We start from the raw sequence: 22,814 nt of genomic DNA on the forward strand, positions 1-22,814 counted from the left end.
TCAATTATAAATGGACATCAACTTCAATAAAAACGAAGATTTCAACAAACTTCTGTTAACGGAATTAAAAAAGAAACTGTTAAAAGTTTATAAAGGCGGTGGAGATGCAAAGATTGAAAAACATAAAGCAAAAGGAAAATTAACAGCAAGAGAACGAATTGATTACCTCTTTGATAATAATTCTGATTCTATTGAAATTGGAGCCCTCGTTGGAGAAGATATGTACCTGGAACATGGTGGCTGTCCTTCTGGAGGTGTAGTTGTAAAAATTGGATATATTAACAATAAACAATGTATTGTTGTAGCTAATGATGCAACTGTAAAAGCAGGAGCTTGGTTTCCAATTACGGCTAAAAAGAATTTGAGAGCTCAAGAAATTTCAATAGAAAATAAATTACCAATAATTTATTTAGTAGATAGTGCTGGTGTTTATTTACCAATGCAAGATGAAATTTTTCCAGATAAAGAACATTTTGGACGCATTTTTAGAAACAACGCTGTAATGAGTAATATGGGAATTACACAGATTTCTGCTGTTATGGGCAGTTGTGTAGCAGGTGGCGCTTACTTGCCAATTATGAGTGATGAAGCGATGATTGTTGATAAAACTGGAAGTATTTTTTTAGCAGGAAGTTATTTGGTAAAAGCTGCAATTGGTGAAAGTATTGATAATGAAACGTTGGGTGGAGCAACTACACATTGTGAAATCAGTGGCGTTACCGATTATAAAGCACTTGATGACAAAGATGCATTAGATAAAATAAGAAACATTGTTGACAAAATTGGAGATTTTGATAAAGCTGGTTATAATAGAAATGACCCTATGCAACCAATTGAAAACCCAGAAGAAATTTATGGTATTCTACCAAAATCTAGAAGTGATCAATATGAAATGCGTGCTATAATTGAACGTATTGTTGACAACTCTGAATTTGAAGAGTACAAAAAAGATTATGGTAAAACAATTGTTTGCGCTTATGCTCGAATTGACGGTTGGGCTGTTGGAATTGTTGCAAACCAAAGAAAAGTAGTGAAAAATGGCAAAAAAGAAATGCAATTTGGCGGTGTAATTTATTCCGATTCTGCAGATAAAGCAACTCGATTTATTGCAAATTGTAATCAGAAAAAAATTCCTTTGGTATTTTTACAAGATGTAACTGGCTTTATGGTTGGAAGCAAAAGTGAACACGGAGGAATTATTAAAGATGGCGCAAAAATGGTAAATGCTGTTAGTAATTCCGTAGTGCCCAAATTTACAATTATAATAGGGAATTCATACGGCGCAGGAAATTATGCAATGTGTGGTAAAGCCTATGACCCTCGATTAATTGTTGCCTGGCCATCAGCAAGATTAGCAGTTATGGGAGGTGAACAAGCGGCTAAAGTTTTATTGCAAATTGAAACTGCTTCACTAAAAAAACAAGGGATAGAAATTTCAAAAGAAAAAGAACAGGAAATTTTGGAATCTATTCAACAAAAATACGATGCGCAAACTTCACCATATTATGCTGCAGCTCATTTATGGACTGACGCCGTAATTAAACCTTTAGACACCAGAAAATGGATTTCTATGGGTATTGAAGCAGCAAACCATGCTCCCATAGAAAAACAATTTAATTTAGGAATTATTCAAGTATAAAACAATTGTAAAAACAGTTACTAATAATTACATTTGCACCACTAAAAAATAGTTAATTATGGGAAGAGCCTTTGAACTTAGAAAAGGAAGAAAAATGAAACGCTGGTCTGCAATGGCAAAAATTTTTACCAGAATTGGTAAAGATATTGTAATGGCTATTAATGAAGGAGGCGGAAATCCTGATACAAACTCTCGATTAAGAGCTGTAATGCAAAATGCAAAGGCAGCAAACATGCCAAAAGAAAATGTTGAACGTGCTATAAAAAAAGCTGCTGACAAGGACACAAGCAATTATAAAGAAGTTTTATTTGAAGGCTATGCTCCTCACGGTATCGCGGTTATTGTTGAAACTGCTACGGATAATAACAATAGAACTGTGGCTAATGTTAGAGCTGCATTTAATAAATGTGACGGAAACTTAGGTACTTCTGGTTCTGTAGTTTTTATGTTTGATCATACGTGTACTTTTACATTAAATAAAGAAAATATTACAACTGAATTAGAAGAACTAGAATTAGAATTAATTGACTTTGACGTTGAGGAAGTTTTTGAAGATGAAGAAGGGATTATCATTTATGCTCCTTTTGAGCAATTTGGTGCGCTACAAAGTTATTTTGAAGAGACTAATATAGAAATTTTATCTTCTGGTTTTGAACGAATTCCAACAACAACAGTAAAATTAAATGAAGAACAACAAGCTGATGTTGAGAAATTATTAGAAAAATTGGAAGAAGATGATGATGTTCAAAATGTGTATCATTCAATGGAAATATAATTATTAAGTATGGTTTTAGTTGGTAAAAAATATTCAAAATTAAAAAGTGAAACATCTAGCGATGTTGTTTGTCCTAATTGCAAATCAGCAAACACCACAAAAGTTTTAATATTTGGCACCTATAAACATTTAATTCATATTCCTTTTTTATCTGGTAAAAAATCTGGTCATTCAATTTGTAAAAATTGCAATCAAGAATATGATTTAAAAAATATGCCAAATTCAATAAAACTGGCTTATTACGAATTAAAGGAAACTGCTAAAAATCCAATTTGGTTTTACGCAGGCTTAATTGGAATTAAAACTTTAGTACTTATTAAAATTTTCAGTAAGTATTTTTAAATAGAAAACATACTTATTTACAATTAAAAAGCTCTGATTGCGCGAACATTATAACTATTTCCTTTAAAAGAAAATTGTTGTTTTCCATCCAAAAAATTCTGCGCCCATGCACTCTCTTCATCATACTCTGTAGAACTCCAATAAAAAGAATTAATATTTAGAGGATTACCTCCTTTTGCTTTTGACGCTGCATTAATGGCCGTTTTATTAAGATATATTATTTCTAATTCATCTTTAGACGGCAAGTACCACTTCTTATATGTTTTATTCTCCTCTTTAATCTTTAATTTGGCACAGATACGTTTAGCATTAGTTTTGCTGTTTCTACGATCCTTTCTGTTTTTAGAATTAAAAATTGATTTAGATGTATTGTTTTTACTCGAAAGAAAGCCATCTTTTGTTGGCAATCTATTTTCATTCCACCTCAATCCTAAACTTTGATCATTTTTAGCGATAACTAAACCGTGCTCACCAGATTTGTCAACAAAAAAGATAACTCCACCTTCTGCAAAATCTCCAACAATGTATTTATTGTTACTCGAATTCGAATCTATTTCATTATTTCCACTTTTATTTTGAGATATAATACTTGTTGAAAATAGAAGTATTACTATAATCTTAAAAAAGAATTTCATAGATTGATAATTTTAGAATTATTAAATTAATTCAGCTATAATAGCATAAATATATTACAATATTATGCTTTTTAATTAATTAAAAAATTTTGCACACTTAATTGTTTTCTTTCTATTTATTTTTTGAGTAGGAGTTTCAATAAAATTTGTTACAAAATAAATTTCTTTAGGAACTTCAAAACGAGACAACGTTTTTAAATTTTTAATTTCATTTAATATATCAGAGGCTGAGATTTTATTCTTTTCAATAATAAGTACTAATTTTTCTCCTAAAACAACATCTGGAATTCCAGTTACAAAAAATCGTTGTGTAATTATTCCAGAAAGTTTTTCTTCAATTTGTTCAGGAATTAATTTTATGCCTCCAGAATTTATAATTGAATCAAATCTTCCTAGCCATTTAAATTCTGTTTCAGAAAACAGTTCAATCAAGTCATTGGTAATAATATTTTTAGTAGAAACTTTAGGAGCATCAATTACTAAACAATTTCTTGAATCTTGAGATAGTTTAATATTTGGAAGTGTAATATAATGAGGTTGCTTCGTTTCACTCGCAATGACGTAATCAACGTTATTAAGCCTTTTTACGGCTATATGTGTAATGGTTTCTGTCATTCCATAAGTTGCGAAAATCTCGGTATCAATATTTTGAATTTTATCTAACAATTCTTTCGAAACCATACCACCACCAACAATTAGTTTTTTTATTTTATGAATTTCATTAATAGAATTATGCAATTGCATTGGAACCATCGCAGTAAAATCGTAGCTCTTTTTACTGTTCTTAAGGGGATTTGAAATCGGTTCAACTACATCAATTTCCCAACCTGAAACTAGTGCTCTTACTAACATCATTTTTCCAGCAATAAATTTAGGGGACATACATAATAATGCAGTAGTTTTTTCAGGTAACTTAAAAAATTCGCCAGTAGCTTTAGCACTATTTATCATGTGCTTTTTATGAAGCTGAATTAACTTTGGTGTCCCAGTAGAGCCAGAAGTTTTAACTTCAATATATAATTTATCATTAAACCAATCCTTTAAAAAGGAAGCTACTTCTGGAGAAATACTCTTACTATAATCAATTAATTCTTCTTTTGAATTAAATGACTTTCCTTGTAATTTAAAGTCTATATGAAACTGTGAATTACTCAATATATTTAAGCTATAAATTCATCTTCGTTTAATACAACTGGTTTTCTTATTGTTCCAAACATTTTTTCTTTCCAATTATTCCAACCATATTTTATTGAGAAAATCCAAATTATTAATGGATATAAAACTAATACCGGAAAAAACATTTCCCAACCAACAGAAGGTTCTGATGTATCCATTAGCAAGGCATCAGTTTGAAAAGCTACCCAATCTGCAGTTACTAAAATAGCTGCAATAATATTATTGGCAGCATGAAAACCCAAAGCCAATTCCGTTCCTTCATCCATTAAAGTGAATATTCCTAAAACTAAACCTGTTCCAATATAATAAACCATCGTAATCCATCCTAATTTTTCAACTTCAGGGTTTAAACCATGTAGTAATCCAAAAATTACGGACGTTAAAATTAGAGCAACAAATCCTTTTTTAAACCAAGTTCCAAAACCTTGCATTAAATAACCTCTAAACAATACTTCTTCCATACTTGTTTGTATTGGTAAAAATAAAAATGAGACAATTACTAAAATAAAAAATGAGACCGGCTTAAAATTCCATTCATAATCTTCTGGAGCCATATAATAAGCAACGGCTGTCATTACAATTCCTACAATTGCCCAAATTGAAAATGCATATAAAACACGATTCCAATCAATTTTTTTTCTACTTGTTAAAACTGTAGTGATTTTACGTTTATGGATTGTTTTAATTCCTAAAAACAATGCTAACAAACCTCCTAAAAAAGTTATAATCATTAATAATAAATACAAATTGGAGTCCATACCAACTGACATAAAATTATCCTGAGCCGATGTAATAAAATCATCCAATCCATCAGAATAAAAATAGGCTGTGCCAACCAATGGAATAATTCCAATAAATTGCCAACCGATTAGCAATAAAACAATCGTTAATAAATATGCCCACCACTCATTAATTCCTTTATATGCTTCTTGAATAAATTTCATTTATACTTTTTTATTTAAATTTTAAAACACATTTTAAGCTAGGTACTAGAATATATTAATACTCCACTTTTTTCTATTATTATAATGCAAATGCCCATTTTCAACTTCCAAAGGACTCTCAATATTATTGGTAAATAAACTACCCGTACCTAAACCTTGAGGCATTGTATTATTTAATGTATAAGTCCATTGTGCAATTGCATTTAGACCAATATTACTTTCTAAGGCAGATGTTATCCACCAACCTATTTCTTGCTTTTCCGCTAAATTGATCCATTCTTCACTACCTTTAATACCGCCAACTAAACTTGGCTTTAAAATTATGTATTGTGGATTTATTATTTGTAGTAATTCTTTCTTTTTTGTTACATCAAAAACACCAATTAATTCTTCGTCTAGTGCAATTGGCAATGGTGTTTTGGAGCATAAGTTGGCCATTTCATTTATTTGACCTTGTTTTATTGGCTGCTCAATTGAATGAATTTCAAAATCTGAAAGTCGTTTTAACTTTTCCAAGGCTTCATTTGGATTAAAAGCACCGTTTGCATCAACTCTCAATTCTATCTCTTTTGAAGAAAAATTTTTCCGAATACTTTTTAATAATGAAATTTCAGTTTTAAAATCAATAGCTCCAATTTTCATTTTAATAGTTGAAAATCCTGCTTTTAATTTTTCTTGAATTTGTTCTGTCATAAAAGCTTCGCTTCCCATCCATATCAATCCATTTATGTTAATGGCATCTTTAGATTCGGTAAATTTAGAAGGAAATAATTCAAAAGAATTTTCATTTTTAAGTGATATTATTGCTTGTTCCAATCCAAATTGAATTGATGGAAACTCTATAAGTTCATTTAATAATTCATTAATATTATTAGTAATATTGTTGCAAACCCATTGTAATTTCGCTTCATAATCTGGTCTATCATCAAAACTTAAACCTCTAAACAAACCACATTCTCCATAACCAGTTTTTGAGCCTTGATTAATTTTTAAAAAGAAAGTTTCTTTAGTTCGCAAAACCCCGCGTGAAGTTCCGCTTGCTTGTTTAAAGTTCAAAATATATTTTTGATAAAATGCCTTCATTTTTTTTATAAAACCGAAAGGTACAAATAAATAATATTTTTTATATATTGGGAAAAATTAATACTCTCTTATGGAAATCCCAGAGTTGCCAAATTTAATCTATTACGCAATACCATTTTTTATTGTGACTGTTACTTTTGAAGGAATTGTAATTTTTAAAAAGAAACCATACAATTATAATATTAAAGACACATATGCTTCATTAATAATGGGTATTGGGAGCGTATTTATTGACCTAATAAGCAAATTATTAGTCGTTTTTGTTTTTACATTTATATATGAAAACTTTAGAGTTACAACAATTCCTTTTACTTGGTGGGCCTGGGTTTTAGTTTCATTAGCAGATGATTTTTGCTATTATTGGAATCATAGAATGGGTCATGAAAGTCGATTTTTTTGGGCTTCACATATTGTACACCATTCATCGCAAAAATATAATTTAAGTACAGCCCTAAGACAAACCTGGACTGGTGGTTTTTTTAGTTTTATATTTTATATTGCATTACCTTTTTTAGGTTTTCACCCTTTAATGATATTTGCTCAAATGTCTGTTAGTTTAATATATCAGTATTGGATTCATACAGAGCTAATTCACAAAATGCCTCGATGGTTCGAAGCTGTTTTTAATACACCATCCCATCATAGAGTTCATCACGGTTCTAATCCATTGTATTTAGATAGAAACTATGCCGGAATTTTTATTATATGGGATAGAATTTTTGGAACTTTTCAACCAGAATTAGAAAACGAAAAAGTTGTTTATGGCTTGGTATCAAATATAAATACATTTAACCCTTTAAAAATTGCTTTTCAAGAATGGATTGCATTATCTAAAGATGCTTTTACTGCTAAAACATCCTTTATTAATAAACTGAAATATTTTATAAAACCACCTGGTTGGAAACACGATGGCACTGGATTACTTTCAAATGATTTAAAAAAAGAATGGCTAAAGTCTTCTAATGAGAATAAAAAATTAAATAATTGGAAATAAAAAAGAGAAGCAAATTGCTTCTCTTTTTTATTTATATAAATTATTAATCTCTAAAAGAAATCAGCTTTATAATTACCATTATGTGGCTGATAATCTCCCGTAATAATTCGTATCATATCAATTATCCACCAAATTCCAAGACCACCTAAAGTAATTATAAAAAGCACATTAATATACCATGGATTTCCTAAATACCATTTATGACCTGCCAATCCACCTAGAAAAATTCCTAATAATAAAGCAATTCCTTGGCTTTTTTCTGATCCGGAAGCTGCTGGAGAAACTAAAACCTCAGTAACTGAGTCTTTACTAATTTCAGAAGAATTATCAATCACTGCAACTCTTTTCACAGGAAAAGAAGCATAACTAAAACTTGTAACCAATAGTATAGATACTATTGTAAATATAATTTTTAATTTCATAACATAAAAGTTTAGATTTGTAATCAAATTTAATCAAAAAATGCTCATAAAAGGAAGTTGTCTTATCTTTATTTTAACCTTTTTATTTAATAGTGGTATTATATATGGACAAACAGAACAAGAATATCTTGGAGTTATTAAATTAAACGATTCATCCTTTATCTCTTATCGATTAAATTTACTGGAAAACAATAATTTAATTTCTGGCTATTCAATTACCGATATTGGCGGTGAACATGAAACTAAATCTAATATTACTGGAAACTATAATAGTATAACCAATATGTTATCTTTTAAAGAAGTTGGAATTATTTATACCAAATCTGCAATCTCTGATTATGATTTTTGCTACATTCATTTTAATGGAAAAATGAATCATGTAGGTTCTAAAAAAAATATAGAAGGTGATTTTGAAGGACGTTATAACGATGGAAGCACTTGTATAAATGGACAAATAAAACTAAGGAATATCATTAAAATAGACAAGAAAGCTGTAAAAATTGATAAACTAATTCAAAAATCTAAATCAATAAATAAAGAAGTAAAATCCAGTGTAAGTATTGTTCAAACCTTAGATTCTTTAAAAATGAACATTTTAAAACCTGATCAAAATTTAAGTATGTTTTCATCTTCCTCTGTTCTTAAGCTATCTATTTTTGATGCTGGAAAAGTTGATGGAGATAAAATTAATATTTATGTCAACGATACTATTTTTTTAAAAAATTATATAGTTAGTAAAAAAACAAAAGAACTTATAATTCCCTTAAATTCAAAAATAACTACTATTAAGGTAATAGCTCTAAATGTTGGAACTATCGCTCCAAATACTGCGAAAATTGAAATTACCGATCAAGAAAATACCATTAATACATTAACCCGCTTAAAAACAGGAGAAAAAACTTTATTAACTATTATAAAAAATAATTAATTATTTCGCCTTTTTCACCATATAAATACCCCCTCCAAATAAAACTACAGCTAATCCCAGATAAATATAACCTTCTTCCTTACCAGATTTATCGGACATATCTACTTTTAAATCTAATAATTTCACTGATACTGAACTTTCACTTATTTTGTTAATTCCAGTATAGCCTAAAAATAAGCTTGCTAAAATTAACACAATTCCTATAATTTTATTTGTATTCATTTTAAAAATTTATATTTTAATTATATTTTCAAGTTCCCTCCTATTGGTAATAAAAATAATTCTTTTTTTGCATTTGCAAATTTTGTAAATGCTTCTTTATGATCAATTTTTATATATCCAAAAGTATCATAATGATATCCTAAAACCTTGTTACAGCTTAAAAATCTACTTGCTTTTATTGCTTCATCTATACCCATTGTAAAATTATCTCCTACTGGTAAAATTGCTAAATCTAATTCACCAATTACCTCAGGAATTAATTTCATATCATAGGTTAAAGCTGTATCACCTGCAATATATAATCTATGATGACTTGTTTCTATTACAAAACCACCTGGTTGTCCACCATAAGTTCCATCAGGAAATGAACTTGAATGAATTGCATTGGTATAATGCACAGTTCCAAAATCGAAAGTCCATTTACCTCCATGATTCATTGGATGACCAGAAATCCCCTTATTTTCAAAGAAAGTAACTATTTCATAATTAGAAATGACTTTAGCTCCTGTTCTTTTTGCAATAGCCTCCACATCTAAAATATGATCTTGATGCGCGTGTGTTACTAAAATATAATCTGCTTGTAACTTATTAATATCTATTTCCTTTGCTAACTCATTCCCTGTTATAAATGGATCAATTAATAATGTTTTATCTTTCGTTTCAATGCTTAAAGTTGAATGTCCTAAATAGGTGATTTTCATGCTGAAGTGGTTTTTAGTTGATTTACTGCAATTTAATTAAATTATTCCATAAAAAAGAACCACAGAAAAATTAATTTCTGTGGTTCCAAACAAACAAATAAGTATAGTCTAATATCTAAAACTTATACTTGAGATAGGTAGTAAAATTTCTACCTGGTTCGTAAATTCGTCCTGATAATGTATTTGAGTTACTAAATGAATAATTTAAATGCTCATAATAAGTTTTATCAAACATATTTAATACTGCAGCTCCAATTGAAAATCCTTCAAATGGAATAAATCCAACTCTTAAATCCATAGTTCCAAATCCGGGTGCTTCTTGTTCCATAAAAGAAGTTGAAATACGATCTTGTGTTGCCACTAATCTTGAATTTAACGAAATCCAAAATTTATCATCTTCAAACTTTGCTCCTAAATTTGCCATAAATGGTGGTATTTGAGCTAATGGTTCGCCAAAATCTTTGTTTTGAGCTCTTGTATATGATACATCGGATGTAAACGTTAATTTTTCAGTAGCTTTTATATTTAAAGTGAATTCTACTCCAGTTTGTGATGCTTTATCAATATTTATAAATTGTTTTGTATAAATAGGCGGTGTGGTTGGCATAAATTTTCTTGGAATGTCTTGATTTACTTTTGCCGTAATATAGTCTCTTAAAAAGGAATGAAAAACAGCTGCACCCACTTCAATTGTTTCAAATTTCTTAAGAAAAGATAATTCGATCTGATTATTAACCTCTGGCTTTAAATTTGGATTTCCTACATACTCATAAGGGTCTACTCCAACTGAAAAATGATTGATATAACGTTCAATCATTGATGCTGTTCTAACTCCTCTACCTAATGCTAATTGTGTTTGAAATCCATTTTTTTGATATTTTAAAGAGGCATTTGCACTCACATTCACTTCTGATTCATCATCAATTACACCTCCATAAAGAGCCTCAAAATCAGGTGCTGCATCATCTAATGAAGTAGTAATAAAATCTGCCCTAACACCTGTTGTTAAAACCATATAATCAGCAACTTTAAATTTTCCTTCAGCAAAAACACCAAGATCATTTATGCTGGCATCTTGCCAAATTTTATCTACAAAAACTTTAGGAGTTGGAAGCATATTTCCATTCATCATTTTTACTACTCGGGTTCTATCACCATTTCTATCAATTAAATTAGCATCAATACCTGTATAAATTCTTGAATTTGTTGAAGGACTAAACACCAACTCCGCTTTACCGCCATACGTCCAAGATTCTACAGGAGATTGTGCATCAACCATCATAAAATTAGGTCGATTTTCATTGGTCATTAAATGATCAACATTTGATATAAATGCTTTCACTGAAAAACTGTTTATCTTTTCAGAAATATCTTTTAATTTATAATCAACTCCAGCCAATAAACTATCATCATAAGGCGAATCCATCGGTAAACCAGCGTGATCAATATCTCTTGCAAAAGATTGTCTCCAAGTTAATTGAAGTCGTTGTTTTTCAGTTGGATCGAATCCTAATTTTACTGAATAATCTGTTGTTTTAAATGATGAAGGAACTTCTGTACCATCACCATCTTTATAATCTCCAAAATCTCTGTATGAACCGTTAAAATGAACATCAAATTTATTTCCAACATATAACATTGAAGCCCCAGTTACTAAATTATTTCCATTGGATTCAAAACCTCCCTCTACACTTCCGTGAAAACCAATTTGATCTTTAGTTGGATTTTTAGAAACCAAATTTATAATTCCTCCAAAGTTTTGTCCAAAACGAACTGTAAATGGACCTTTTACAATTTCTATTTTTTCAATTTCTTCTGGAATCACGTGCGTTGTGATAGGATCCATTCTATTAGGACACGCATTTAACACTTTAAAACCTCCATCGTACTGAACATTTAATTGTTCATATTTAAATGAACGAAAAACAGGCTCTGAAGCATAAGCACCTCTTTTAACAATTCCAAAACCTTTAATATCCTTAAATAAATTTCCAACACTTCTTGGTTGACTTATTCTCTTTTCTGCATCATCAATAATTACAGAATGTGATATATCTTGAAGCGGATTTGCTGCAACCAAAATTTCGTTTAACTCAATTTGAGTAGGCTCAAGTTGTATATCATTTAGATGTTGCAATACTATAATTATTGTTTTAAAACTTATATGTGAAACTTCAACTTTATCACCAATAATTGCTTTTAATGTAAACTCTCCATTTATATCTGAAGTTGTAAATACGTTGTTTTTTAAAACTTTAATTGTTGCAAATTCTATTGGTTCATTCGAGTTTTTATCTGTAATTCTACCGTTTATTTTAATAGTTTGAGCAATTGAGCCCACACTAATTAGTAGTACTAAAAAGCATAGTTTTATTTTATTAATCATTATTTTTTAATTAGTTCTTATTATTTTTTCCAATTGTATATGTTATAATAAATCAATTCTTTCAAAACTTTTGAATGAGATATTGATACTGGAAATATTAAATTTATATTTTATGTTAATTCATTACGCATCAACAACATACGATTAACTTATTATCATAGATAATTAACCAATAATATGTTTATTTTGGATTTAAAAAGCGTAATTATAAAGTTAAGAAACTAACTGGGGTGGTTTTAAAATAGAGGTATGATAATCTTGTGTAGAATAATTTATTTCCTTCAAATATTTTGAATGAAACTGTTTGAATTCTACTATTTTTAATGCATATTGATCTAATGGACTTACTGGATAATCAGCAAGATTAATTTGAGGTACAGTTGATTTATGATCGTGGTTATTATGATTGTTCTTTTTAATCTGACTCTCTAAATAACACTTACCATTACATTCCAAATAGGGCTTGTCACGGTTTTCACAAAGTACTGTTGCTATATAATCATAATTAGCATAATATTCTATTATTGGAACAATTGGACGCATCATTGCCAATAAATAAAGAAGATAAAAAAATATGCCTAAAAATTGATTTTTCATTAACACTTCTAATAACGGACAAATATATCTTTTATATTTTTAATTTTAGTAATTAATGTCACAAAAAAAAATCATTACAAAATTAATCCTAAACCAAATAATATTGAAAATAAGAATGTACTTATAGCCAACTTTTTTAATTCTGGATCTAATAACTTTAATACACTATTTTTATATACAACCATAAAATGCCTGGTTATTGGAATATATGCTATTATAAACAGAAATTGAAAAGGTGATTTATAATGGATCATCGCATACAATAAAGCAAATAAAAATGATGCTATTAATAAATAATAGTGATAGTATTTAGCAAATTCACTTCCAATTTTAACAACCAATGTTTTTTTTCCCGATTTAATATCCGATTCCCTATCACGCATATTATTCAAATTTAAAACACCAATACTCAATAATCCGATAGAAAAGGCTGGTAAAAAAATTGTAAAATCTAATTGCTTTGCAAATAAATAATAACTTCCACAAACACTTACTAGTCCAAAAAATATAAATACAAAGAAATCTCCAAAACCGCTATAACCATAAGCTTTTTTACCCATTGTATATTTTATTGCAGCAACAATACTCATAACTCCTAAAATAAAAAAGATAAAAAGATTTAAAAAATCTTCCTTTCCAAAAGAAATATAAATTAACAGTACGGCAATTACAAAGGTTAAACCAACAGCTATTTTAATAGCACTAAGCATTTGACTTGGAGTGATTACACCACTCTGTATGGCTCTTTCTGGTCCAATTCTATCCTCATTATCGGTTCCCTTTACTCCATCACCATAATCATTTGCAAAATTTGAAATAATTTGAAAACCAATTGTAGTTAATAACGCTAAAACACAAATAACTATATTAAAATAACCTTGAGAAGCTGCAATAGAACTACCAACAATAATCCCTGAAACTGATAATGGTAAAGTTCTTAAACGAGCAGCTTTAATGTAGTGTTTAATCATATACTACTATTATAATAGTTTTTATGATTATAAGTCATCGGCATTTGCAATTAATTCTGCAATATCCAACACTTCAATTTCTTCTTCTTTATTTGTGGCTTTTACACCATCAGTCATCATTGTATTACAAAACGGACAACCAGTTGCAATAATATTTGGTGTTACCGCTATAGCATCTTCCGTACGTTCAACATTAATGTCTTTATCTCCTTTTTCTGGTTCTTTAAACATTTGAGCTCCTCCAGCACCACAACATAAACCGTTGGTTTTACAACGTTTCATTTCAACCAATTCAACATCTAACTTTTTAATAAGCTCTCTAGGTGCTTCATAAATATCATTTGCTCTACCTAAATAACAAGGGTCGTGAAAAGTAATTTTTTTACCTTTAAATTTACCACCTTCAATAGAAAGTCGTCCATCATCCAATAAAGACTTTAACAATTCTGTATGATGAACAACTTCATATTTACCTCCTAATTGAGGGTATTCATTTTTAATAGTATTAAAACAATGAGGACAAGCTGTTACAATTTTTTTAATTTCATATGCATTTAAAATTTCAATGTTTGTCATTGCCTGCATCTGAAATAAGAATTCGTTTCCTGCTCTTTTAGCAGGATCTCCTGAACAACTTTCTTCAGTACCTAAAACTGCAAATTCAACATTAGCTTTGTTTAAAATTTTAACAAAAGCTTTTGTAATCTTTTTTGCTCGATCATCAAAACTCCCTGCACACCCAACCCAGAATAAAACTTCAGGTTGTTTTCCTTGTGCCATCATTTCAGCCATTGTAGGTACATTCATACTAAAATATTTTAAATTTTATTCGTGTTTTCCGTCATCAAAAACTTCAATAGTAACTTCTTTAGCTACTAAATCTGTAAACTGACCTCTATATCTTGTTGCTTTTACTAAATGGTTATCAATCCAATGGTAGTTTCCTCCTCTTGGTTTTCCCATTAATAAACTATGATATTTAAAATTGTGCTTACTTAACCACGCTTCTGTTACTTCTCTGTGCTCTTCAGTTCTTGATGTAAAGAAACAAATAATATGTCCTTCGTCATACCATTTATTTAAAGTTGCTAAGGCATCTGGAAAAGGTTCACAAGTTCCCATTCTTTCCGGCTCTTCATTCGGAACATCTTCAGTTACGGTACCATCAATGTCAATTAAGTAATTTTTAATTCCTTCAGGTAAGATAGGGCTGATATGCAATCCATCTTCTACTTTGTCATGTAACAACTTTTCAACATCTTCTTTTTTCATTCTTTTAAATTTTGATTTTTATAGTTATGTTATTCGTCTTTCCAATTTAATCTATCCATTTGGTTATACTGCCAAGGAGCTCCATTGTTTTCAATATTCGTCATCATCATATTTAATTCTTGTGAGGCTGCTGATTGCTCCATAACTAAATATCTTCTCAAATCAATTATAATTGATAATGGATCAATATTTACAGGACATTCTTCCACACAAGCGTTACAACTTGTACAAGCCCAAATTTCTTCAGCTGTTATATAATCATTCAATAATTGCTTACCGTCATCTTTAAATTCGCCATTTTTATTAATATTTTCGCCAACTTCTTCTAACCTATCACGTGTCTTCATCATAATAGCTCTTGGAGAAAGTTCTTTTCCTGTAATGTTTGCTGGGCAAGATGAAGTACAGCGGCCGCATTCTGTACACGTATAGGCATTCATTAATTGAACCCAATTTAAATCGGTAACATCACTAGCTCCAAATTTTTCTGGCATTTCATCTTCAGAGCCTTCAGGTGGAGCTGCAAATGGGTCTGCACTTGGATCCATCATCATTTTAACCTCATTAGTTACAGCTTCCAAATTTGTAAGTTGTCCTTTTGGATTTAAATTGGCAAAATAGGTGTTTGGAAATGCTAATAAAATATGTAAATGCTTAGAATAATATAAATAATTAAGAAATATTAAAATACCAGTAATATGCAACCACCAAGCACTACGTTCAATATAGTAAAGCGTACTTGAATGAAAGTTTTCAAAAAATGGCACTAAAAATTGACTAATAGGATTTCCGGAATCTGCTTGTTGAAAAGGTACATCTGTAGCATTCATTATTAAAAATAACGACATTAAAACCATTTCAAAATATAAAATATATAAGGCATCATTCTTTGGGAAACCTTTCATTTCTTTATTCCAAAAGCGAGGAATTCTTATAATCATTCTTCTTATCCAAAATACACAAACTGAAACTAAAACTAATAGTGCTAATATTTCAAAGGAACCAATTAAAAAATTATAAAAACCTCCTAAAAAATGTAAAACTCTATGTGTACCAAAAAGTCCGTCAATAATTATTTCAATTACTTCTATATTGATAATAATAAATCCAACATAAACAATAATATGTAGTATACCTGCAATAGGACGCTTCACCATTTTTGATTGCCCAAGAGCAATCATAGCCATATTTTTCCAACGAGAACCTGGGTTATCAGATCTATCTGCTTGTTTTCCAAGTTTTATATTTCTAGTTAATTTATTAATATTTCTTACAAAAAATCCAACTCCTAAAAATAGAAGAATTGCAAATAATATGTTGTCAATATAATTCATATACTTAATTTATTGATGATTCCAACTTTTTTCGTTAAAAATATCGTTTGGTGATAATCCTAATATATCATCATTTGTATTTACTCCCAGCCCTAAAACAGTTCTATTTGCATAATTAAAATATGCAACAACTTGATTTATTTCTAACACTTCTCCATTTGAAAATCCTACTTTAATAAGCTCATCTATATCAGCTTTTAAAACCTTTTCTGGATTTAAAGTGAGCAATTTAGAATAATTTAAAGCTTTCTCATATTTATTATCAAATATTTTACAAAATAAATGAGATTGTAAATTTACTATTATATTATTAAATTCCTGACTGTTATTTAATAGTTTTTCTAAACCTTTTGAATGGTGTTTTATGCAATAATCGCAATTATTTAATTTGCTTACATATACTCCAATTGTCTCTAAAAACCATTTTGGAATTGTATTTTCAGAATTATGCAACACATTTTTATAAAGTGCCATGTGCCCAGCCATTGAATGTGGCCTTAAGCTATGAGCCAACATAATGTTATCTACATTATTGTTTGGTCCTTTTACCCTATCATAAAGTTTTTTGAGTTTTCCTGTAGCTTCTTTGTATGGAATTATAGTAATCCAGCTCATTACAAGTTTATTTTATTCCTTAATCTCCGGATTATAAGCTTTTTCTTTTTTTCCAAATAATGAAAAATGAACAAAGCGTTTTGGATGTAATTTCATTTCATTTAACAGTTCTTCTAATTCTTTAGAGGCATTTGTTAAATTGTTATACATCGCTTCATCTTTTAATAATTTACCTAAAGATCCATCACCAGCTTCTAATCCAGCTAAAACCTTATTTAAGCTATTAATAGTTGATTCTATATTTTTTACTGTAGCGCCAATGTTTGCATTCATTAAAGTATCTGAAAGTTTAGACAGATTTGCTGTCATTTTCTCAGCATTATCTAATGTTTTAGAAATTTTTTCATCATTTTCCTTAACCATTTTATTAATGGATTCAGAGGCAGATTTAAAATTTGAAACAGTTCCATTTAACTCTAAAATACTAGCCTTTAAACTTTGTCTGCTTTTAACATCTAAAACATCTGTTAAACCAGTCATTAAAGAATCTGCACTTTTAATAACATTCTCAACTTTTGCTTGTAACGGGTTTAATTTTTCAGTAACAGAAGAAAATAAATCAGACTCTATTTCTCCTTGCAGAAAATCTCCTGGTTTAGCTGTTTCTCCTTCATAAGAAGGCACAATTGCTAAAGATTTTCCACCCATTAAACTTGCACTGTAAATTTTAGCTACACTATTTTTTGAAAACTCAAAATCGTTTTCAACACTGAATTCAACTATTAAATTCCCTCTTTTATCAACATCTTTATTGAAGTTAATATTTACAACTTTCCCTACCTCAACACCATTAATTGTAACCACACTAGCCGTGTTTAAACCCTGAACATTACTATATTCAGTATAATATGTTTTTATTGGTCCATCAAATATGTTTAGACCTTTCATAAAATTATAACCCCAAATAAATAATGCTATTACCGTTACTGCAACAACACCTGTTTTTAATTCTCTTGAAATTTTCAAAATATAAATAAATTTAAAGCAATATTACTAATTATTTTTGGTAGTAAATGTCAAAAATACTATGATTTTTTTAAAACTTCTTCAACTGAAATTTTTTCTCCATTTTTAAATGCAACAATAAAAGCAGTAGAATAACCTTTAGATTTTGCGATACTGTGCATTTTTTTTATTTCGGAATAATTGGAAGTATTTCCAAAATAATACTTATAACTGTTTCCTATTTTAATTCTGTCTATATTATTTAAACCCTTAAAATTATATGCTTTAGTCACTAACTTTCGAGATCCTGATGCAATTTGAACCTTAAAAAATACATTACTATCCTCTTCTGAAACTTCGGTTACTTCATCTTTTTTAATATTATCAATAGCTTCAACTTCATCAATTGCAATTGTATTTAGATTTAACTGTTCAATATATTTAGTAACACCTTTAAAAATGGATTCAGAAAATTTTTGCTGACCAATTTTAGAATTTAAATAAGTACCTTCTTTTGTATTAGTTATAAAACCTGTTTCAATTAAAATACTTGGCATATACGTTTGATGTAATACAACAAAACCAGCTTGCTTTACTCCTCTGTTTTTTCTTTTCAATTTTGTTGTAAATCCGTCCTGAATAATACTTGCCAATTGAATACTTTGGTCTAAATATTCTTCCTGCATTAAAGTTAAACCAATTAAAGATTCTGGTGAGTTTGGATTAAAGCCTTTATAATTAATCTTATAATTATCTTCCAGCAAGATTACTGAGTTTTCAGCTTTTGCAACTTCAAAATTTTGTTTATTCGCATGGGTCCCCAAAACCCAAGTTTCAGCCCCTGAAGCCTGAGTATGATGTGCATTACAATGTACCGAAACAAACAAATCTGCATCTGCTTTATTTGCAATACTACCTCTTTCTTTCAATTCAACAAAAACATCAGTTTTTCTAGTGTAAATAACTTTAACATTTTGTTGTTGCTCTAGTAATTTGCCAACTTGCAACACAATATTTAAGGCAATGTCTTTTTCTTTAAATTTTTTATAACCAACTTTTCCCGGATCTTTACCTCCATGACCAGCATCTAAAACAACTATAAAATCTTTGTTTTGTGCATAACCTTCAAAATTATTAAAAAGTATTGCAAGAAAAAATACGAAAATCATACTGAATTTCGTTGATAATTTAAATATATAAAAGAGTAGTGAGTTCATCAATAATTTTAATTATTTTTGGCAACTGTTATTTGGTGATACAATTATTGAGCCATACATTTACAAACAATCAAAAATGTGCTTGATTGATTGAAAGCTAAATTAAATAAACTTATGCTATCAACCCAATTTAAATCACGTTTTTACAAATATTTTAATTATTAAAACGCACAATAAAAAAATATATTCTCTCTTTTTTTTGATATTGGCTTTTTGCTTTATCAATTTAACCATTTATTCACAAGAAATAAAGCAAAGTTCTTCTGAAGAAATTCCGGTTAAAGTAAAAGACACCACTATAATACCTCTAAAAGATTCACTTAATTTAAAGCTAAGTGATTCGCTCCTAATTAAACCAAAAGATACTATTAAAAAACCTGTTGAATTGCTTGAAGGAATTATAGAGCATAGTGCAGATAGTTTAATAAGACAAGATATTATAAATAATAAAATTATTTTATATAATAATGCTCATATTCATTATAAGGATATTGATTTAACTGCTGGTTATATTGAAATAGACAATAATACAAATTCAGTAATTGCTAAAGGAATTATAGATAGCGTTGGAACTTATTCTCAACTCCCGGTATTTAAACAAGGTAATCAGGAATCTGTGCAGGATACTATTCAGTTTAATTTCAAAAGTGAGAAAGCAAAAATATGGAATTTAAAAACTGAACAACAAGGAATTATCATTTTAGGTGAAGTAAGTAAAAAACATAATGATTCCATTATTTTTATTGAAAATATTAGACTTACTACTTCCGATAAAGAAAAGCCTGATTACTACATTAAAATTCCTAAAGCTAAATTTATAAAGGATAAAAAATTGGTTGCTGGTTCAAGTCAATTAGTTATTGCGGATGTTCCTACTCCAATTGTATTGCCATTTGCATATATTCCATTAACCAAGGGAAGAACTTCAGGTTTTTTAATGCCAACCTGGGGAGAAAACAACAGACAAGGATATTTTTTGCAAAATGGTGGTTATTATTTTGTACTAAATGATAATTTTGATTTAGCCGTATTAGGAGACATTTATACAAATGGAAGTTGGGGTTTAAGAACTGAATCTGGTTATGCTAAACGTTATAAATTTTCTGGAAATTTTAATTTTCGATATGAAAACCTAATAAACAGCTTAAAAGGTTTTGATGATTATTCCAAGGCTACAAATTATAATATTAGATGGAGCCATTCCCAAGACGCTAAAGCAAGTCCCAATTCAAGATTCTCTGCTTCAGTAAACTTAGGAAGTAGTCAGTATTACAAACAATCTAACAACGAATACAACACCAATGCATTTTTAAATAACAATTTAAGTTCATCTATTTCATATTATAAAAACTTTGTTGGAACGCCTTTTAACGTGTCGTTATCTATGACGCATTCCCAAAATACAAATACAGAAGAAATAAATATGACTTTACCTTCTTTACAATTAAATATGGATAGAATATATCCTTTTACTGGTAAAAATGGAGTTAAAAAGAATGCGATACAAAAGACTGGTTTAACATATACTATGAAAGGAGATAATAGAATTGTTACTAATGATGAATTTTTCTTTAAAAAAGAAATGTTTGACGAAGCTAAATCTGGAATTCAGCACAATGCAACTATGAATACCAACATGAAGGCTTTAAAATATTTTACAATTTCTCCAAGTTTAAACTATAAAGAAGTTTGGTATTTTGATAGGCTAAGCAAAAAATTTGATGACATACAAAATGCAGTTGTTACTGATACAATAAGTAGTTTTAGTACATTTAGAGAATACTCAACAGCTGTTTCTTTAGGAACTACATTTTATGGAATGTTTAAATTTAAAAAAGGAAATATTGAAGCAATTCGTCATGTTGTTAGACCTAGTGTATCTTATAGTTATAGACCAGATTTTAGTTCTTACAACGAAGAGTTTCAACAAAGTGACGACCCAAATGACATAGGAGAATATTCACCATTTGCTAATGGTATTTTTGGTAAACCTGGAACCGGATTATCAAATAGTTTAAATTTTACGTTAAACAATAATTTAGAAGCAAAACTTAGAAAAAAAGATTCAACAGATACAGAAACAGAAGCTAAAAAAATTATTTTATTAAATAATTTAAATTTCTCATCTAGTTATAATATGGCTGCAGACTCTTTAAAATGGAGTCCCGTAGGCGTAAATGCAGGAACAAAACTTTTTAATAACAAGCTAAATCTTAATGTTCGAGCTACCTTAGATCCATACGCATTAGACGTTAATGGAAAAAAAATAAACACTTTTAATATTAATAATGGAGGTAGTTTATTTAGACTTACAAATGCAGGTCTTACAATGAATTATTCCTTAGCAAGTAAAAAAGATGGTAAAGGAAAGTCTAAAGAAGAGCAAAATGAAGAAGACAATAATTCTGATGGCGTATTTGGTGAAAATTTAACGGCTACCAACCAACAAACTCCTGCTGGTACTGGTAATAAATCTGAAACAAAAGAATCTAAACTATTTGAGTCAAAAATTCCTTGGACTCTAAAACTTGCGTATGCTTTAAATTATGCAAATTCTAATCGTCAAAAGGAAATATCTTCACATTCATTAATGTTTTCTGGTGATATTGAATTAACTCCAAAATGGGGAGTTGGTTTCTCCTCTGGTTACGACATGAAAAATCAAGGATTCTCTTATACGCAATTAAGGTTTTCAAGAGATCTTGATAGTTGGAAATTAAATTTTAACTGGGTTCCTTTTGGAGACAGACAAACATATTATTTCTTTATTGGAGTTAAATCATCTATGCTTAGTGATTTAAAATACGATAAACGACAAGTTCCAGATAAGCAATTATTCTAATTTATTTATTATGAAAAAAATTATAAATACTTCAAAAGCTCCAGCACCAATAGGCCCTTATAATCAAGCCGTTTTGGCTGGAAATACATTATTTACTTCTGGTCAAATTGCAATAAATCCATCATCTGGTGAATTGGTTTTAGACTCTATTGAAAATGAAACGAAGCAGGTAATGGAAAATATGAAGGCTGTTTTGGAAAAAGCGGAAATGACATTTGAAAACGTGATGAAATCAACAATATTTATAACAAATATGAATGATTTTTCAAAAATAAATGAAATTTATGGCAGCTATTTTAACAGTGAAACTGCTCCTGCACGTGAAACTGTTGAAGTTGCAAACTTACCAAAGTTTGTACATGTTGAAATTTCAATGATTGCTATTAAATAATAAAACTAAATAGATTTTATTAATAGTTCTGCTGTTGCCGGATTTGTAGCCAATGGAACATCATGAACATCACATAACCTCATTAACATTGCAATATCTGGTTCATGAGGATGCATTCCTAATGGATCTCTAAAAAAGAATACCATATCTGTTTTCCCTTCAGCAACTCGGGCAGCAATTTGAGCATCACCACCAAATGGACCAGAAAGAAATTTCTCTACTTTAAATCCTGCCTTTTCAGCATTTTTACCCGTAGTTCCAGTTGAAATTAACGTGATTTTTTTTGCTTGTAAAACCGCTTTAAAATCCATTAAAAATTGAACCATTTCAGTTTTCTTTCCATCATGTGCTATAATTGCAATTTCCATATTTATATATTTTTT

At 29.2% G+C, this 22,814-nt stretch carries 24 protein-coding genes; 7 read left to right on the forward strand and 17 right to left on the reverse strand.

Features of this window, described 5'->3' with window-relative positions:
• Window positions 1–10: 10 nt before the first annotated feature.
• The 3 genes from CHB63_RS10070 to CHB63_RS10080 are packed head-to-tail and all read left to right on the forward strand — an operon-like array spanning window position 11 to window position 2,756.
• Entirely contained in the window at window positions 11–1,639 is a 1,629-nt protein-coding gene (locus CHB63_RS10070) for an acyl-CoA carboxylase subunit beta (RefSeq protein ID WP_089378336.1), read from the forward strand.
• A gap of 58 nt (window positions 1,640–1,697) precedes the next feature.
• Window positions 1,698–2,414 (forward strand): YebC/PmpR family DNA-binding transcriptional regulator, encoded by a 717-nt coding sequence (locus tag CHB63_RS10075; protein WP_089378337.1) that lies wholly within the window; start codon window positions 1,698–1,700, stop codon window positions 2,412–2,414.
• A gap of 9 nt (window positions 2,415–2,423) precedes the next feature.
• A complete protein-coding gene (locus CHB63_RS10080) occupies window positions 2,424–2,756 on the forward strand; it encodes a hypothetical protein (RefSeq protein ID WP_089378338.1) in 333 nt (110 codons plus the stop codon).
• 23 nt (window positions 2,757–2,779) lie between these two features.
• Here CHB63_RS10080 and CHB63_RS10085 read toward each other — a convergent pair whose 3' ends face one another.
• The 4 genes from CHB63_RS10085 to CHB63_RS10100 form a co-directional block, all read right to left on the reverse strand.
• Entirely contained in the window at window positions 2,780–3,391 is a 612-nt protein-coding gene (locus CHB63_RS10085) for an Lcl C-terminal domain-containing protein (RefSeq protein ID WP_089378339.1), read from the reverse strand.
• Window positions 3,392–3,466: 75 nt separating this feature from the next.
• Window positions 3,467–4,546 (reverse strand): AMP-binding protein, encoded by a 1,080-nt coding sequence (locus CHB63_RS10090; RefSeq protein WP_089378340.1) that lies wholly within the window; start codon window positions 4,544–4,546, stop codon window positions 3,467–3,469.
• Window positions 4,547–4,551: 5 nt separating this feature from the next.
• On the reverse strand, window positions 4,552–5,511 hold the full coding sequence (locus CHB63_RS10095) for a CPBP family intramembrane glutamic endopeptidase (RefSeq protein ID WP_089378341.1): 960 nt from the start codon (window positions 5,509–5,511) through the stop codon (window positions 4,552–4,554).
• Window positions 5,512–5,556: 45 nt separating this feature from the next.
• A complete protein-coding gene (locus tag CHB63_RS10100) occupies window positions 5,557–6,594 on the reverse strand; it encodes an o-succinylbenzoate synthase (RefSeq protein WP_089378342.1) in 1,038 nt (345 codons plus the stop codon).
• 70 nt (window positions 6,595–6,664) lie between these two features.
• Here CHB63_RS10100 and CHB63_RS10105 point away from each other — a divergent pair, with 70 nt between their 5' ends.
• Window positions 6,665–7,588, forward strand: a complete 924-nt coding sequence (locus CHB63_RS10105; protein WP_089378343.1) for a sterol desaturase family protein — start codon at window positions 6,665–6,667, stop codon at window positions 7,586–7,588.
• Window positions 7,589–7,638: 50 nt separating this feature from the next.
• On the opposite strand, the gene CHB63_RS10110 is transcribed toward CHB63_RS10105, so the two are convergent.
• The gene (locus CHB63_RS10110; RefSeq protein ID WP_089378344.1) at window positions 7,639–8,010 is read right to left on the reverse strand and encodes a TM2 domain-containing protein; all 372 of its coding nucleotides are present in this window, start codon (window positions 8,008–8,010) and stop codon (window positions 7,639–7,641) included.
• Between the two features lie 40 nt (window positions 8,011–8,050).
• On the opposite strand from CHB63_RS10110, the gene CHB63_RS10115 reads away from it, so the two are divergent.
• Complete coding sequence (locus tag CHB63_RS10115; RefSeq protein ID WP_089378345.1) at window positions 8,051–8,938, forward strand: hypothetical protein; 888 nt, start codon at window positions 8,051–8,053, stop codon at window positions 8,936–8,938.
• Here the strand turns inward: CHB63_RS10115 and CHB63_RS10120 are convergent, their stop codons facing one another.
• The 11 genes from CHB63_RS10120 to CHB63_RS10170 all read right to left on the reverse strand — a co-directional run bounded on the left by CHB63_RS10120 (window position 8,939) and on the right by CHB63_RS10170 (window position 19,150).
• Window positions 8,939–9,160: a hypothetical protein gene (locus CHB63_RS10120; RefSeq protein WP_089378346.1), complete on the reverse strand. Its 222-nt coding sequence runs from the start codon at window positions 9,158–9,160 to the stop codon at window positions 8,939–8,941.
• 20 nt (window positions 9,161–9,180) lie between these two features.
• Window positions 9,181–9,861, reverse strand: coding sequence for a metal-dependent hydrolase (locus CHB63_RS10125; RefSeq protein WP_089378347.1), 681 nt, complete (start codon window positions 9,859–9,861; stop codon window positions 9,181–9,183).
• A 115-nt stretch (window positions 9,862–9,976) separates the two neighbouring features.
• Window positions 9,977–12,247 carry a TonB-dependent receptor gene (locus CHB63_RS10130; protein ID WP_089378348.1) on the reverse strand — a complete coding sequence of 757 codons (2,271 nt, stop codon included), beginning with the start codon at window positions 12,245–12,247 and terminating at the stop codon, window positions 9,977–9,979.
• Window positions 12,248–12,460: 213 nt separating this feature from the next.
• Complete coding sequence (locus tag CHB63_RS10135) at window positions 12,461–12,844, reverse strand: hypothetical protein (protein ID WP_089378349.1); 384 nt, start codon at window positions 12,842–12,844, stop codon at window positions 12,461–12,463.
• 74 nt (window positions 12,845–12,918) lie between these two features.
• On the reverse strand, window positions 12,919–13,812 hold the full coding sequence (locus CHB63_RS10140; RefSeq protein WP_089378557.1) for a 1,4-dihydroxy-2-naphthoate polyprenyltransferase: 894 nt from the start codon (window positions 13,810–13,812) through the stop codon (window positions 12,919–12,921).
• A gap of 30 nt (window positions 13,813–13,842) precedes the next feature.
• Entirely contained in the window at window positions 13,843–14,622 is a 780-nt protein-coding gene (locus CHB63_RS10145) for a (Fe-S)-binding protein (protein WP_089378350.1), read from the reverse strand.
• Between the two features lie 18 nt (window positions 14,623–14,640).
• On the reverse strand, window positions 14,641–15,087 hold the full coding sequence (locus CHB63_RS10150) for an LNS2 domain-containing protein (protein WP_089378351.1): 447 nt from the start codon (window positions 15,085–15,087) through the stop codon (window positions 14,641–14,643).
• A 29-nt stretch (window positions 15,088–15,116) separates the two neighbouring features.
• Window positions 15,117–16,421 (reverse strand): (Fe-S)-binding protein, encoded by a 1,305-nt coding sequence (locus CHB63_RS10155; protein ID WP_089378352.1) that lies wholly within the window; start codon window positions 16,419–16,421, stop codon window positions 15,117–15,119.
• Between the two features lie 9 nt (window positions 16,422–16,430).
• Window positions 16,431–17,036 (reverse strand): carboxymuconolactone decarboxylase family protein, encoded by a 606-nt coding sequence (locus tag CHB63_RS10160; protein ID WP_089378353.1) that lies wholly within the window; start codon window positions 17,034–17,036, stop codon window positions 16,431–16,433.
• A gap of 12 nt (window positions 17,037–17,048) precedes the next feature.
• Window positions 17,049–18,002, reverse strand: a complete 954-nt coding sequence (locus CHB63_RS10165; protein WP_245856900.1) for an MlaD family protein — start codon at window positions 18,000–18,002, stop codon at window positions 17,049–17,051.
• Between the two features lie 59 nt (window positions 18,003–18,061).
• Window positions 18,062–19,150, reverse strand: a complete 1,089-nt coding sequence (locus CHB63_RS10170) for an N-acetylmuramoyl-L-alanine amidase family protein (RefSeq protein WP_089378354.1) — start codon at window positions 19,148–19,150, stop codon at window positions 18,062–18,064.
• 253 nt (window positions 19,151–19,403) lie between these two features.
• On the opposite strand from CHB63_RS10170, the gene CHB63_RS10175 reads away from it, so the two are divergent.
• A complete protein-coding gene (locus CHB63_RS10175) occupies window positions 19,404–22,040 on the forward strand; it encodes a putative LPS assembly protein LptD (RefSeq protein WP_245856901.1) in 2,637 nt (878 codons plus the stop codon).
• A 10-nt stretch (window positions 22,041–22,050) separates the two neighbouring features.
• On the forward strand, window positions 22,051–22,431 hold the full coding sequence (locus CHB63_RS10180) for a RidA family protein (protein ID WP_089378355.1): 381 nt from the start codon (window positions 22,051–22,053) through the stop codon (window positions 22,429–22,431).
• Window positions 22,432–22,436: 5 nt separating this feature from the next.
• On the opposite strand, the gene CHB63_RS10185 is transcribed toward CHB63_RS10180, so the two are convergent.
• On the reverse strand, window positions 22,437–22,799 hold the full coding sequence (locus tag CHB63_RS10185) for a methylglyoxal synthase (protein WP_089378356.1): 363 nt from the start codon (window positions 22,797–22,799) through the stop codon (window positions 22,437–22,439).
• Between the last annotated feature and the right edge of the window lie 15 nt (window positions 22,800–22,814).

This window comes from Lutibacter flavus, from assembly GCF_900188355.1.
Taxonomy (GTDB): domain Bacteria; phylum Bacteroidota; class Bacteroidia; order Flavobacteriales; family Flavobacteriaceae; genus Lutibacter; species Lutibacter flavus.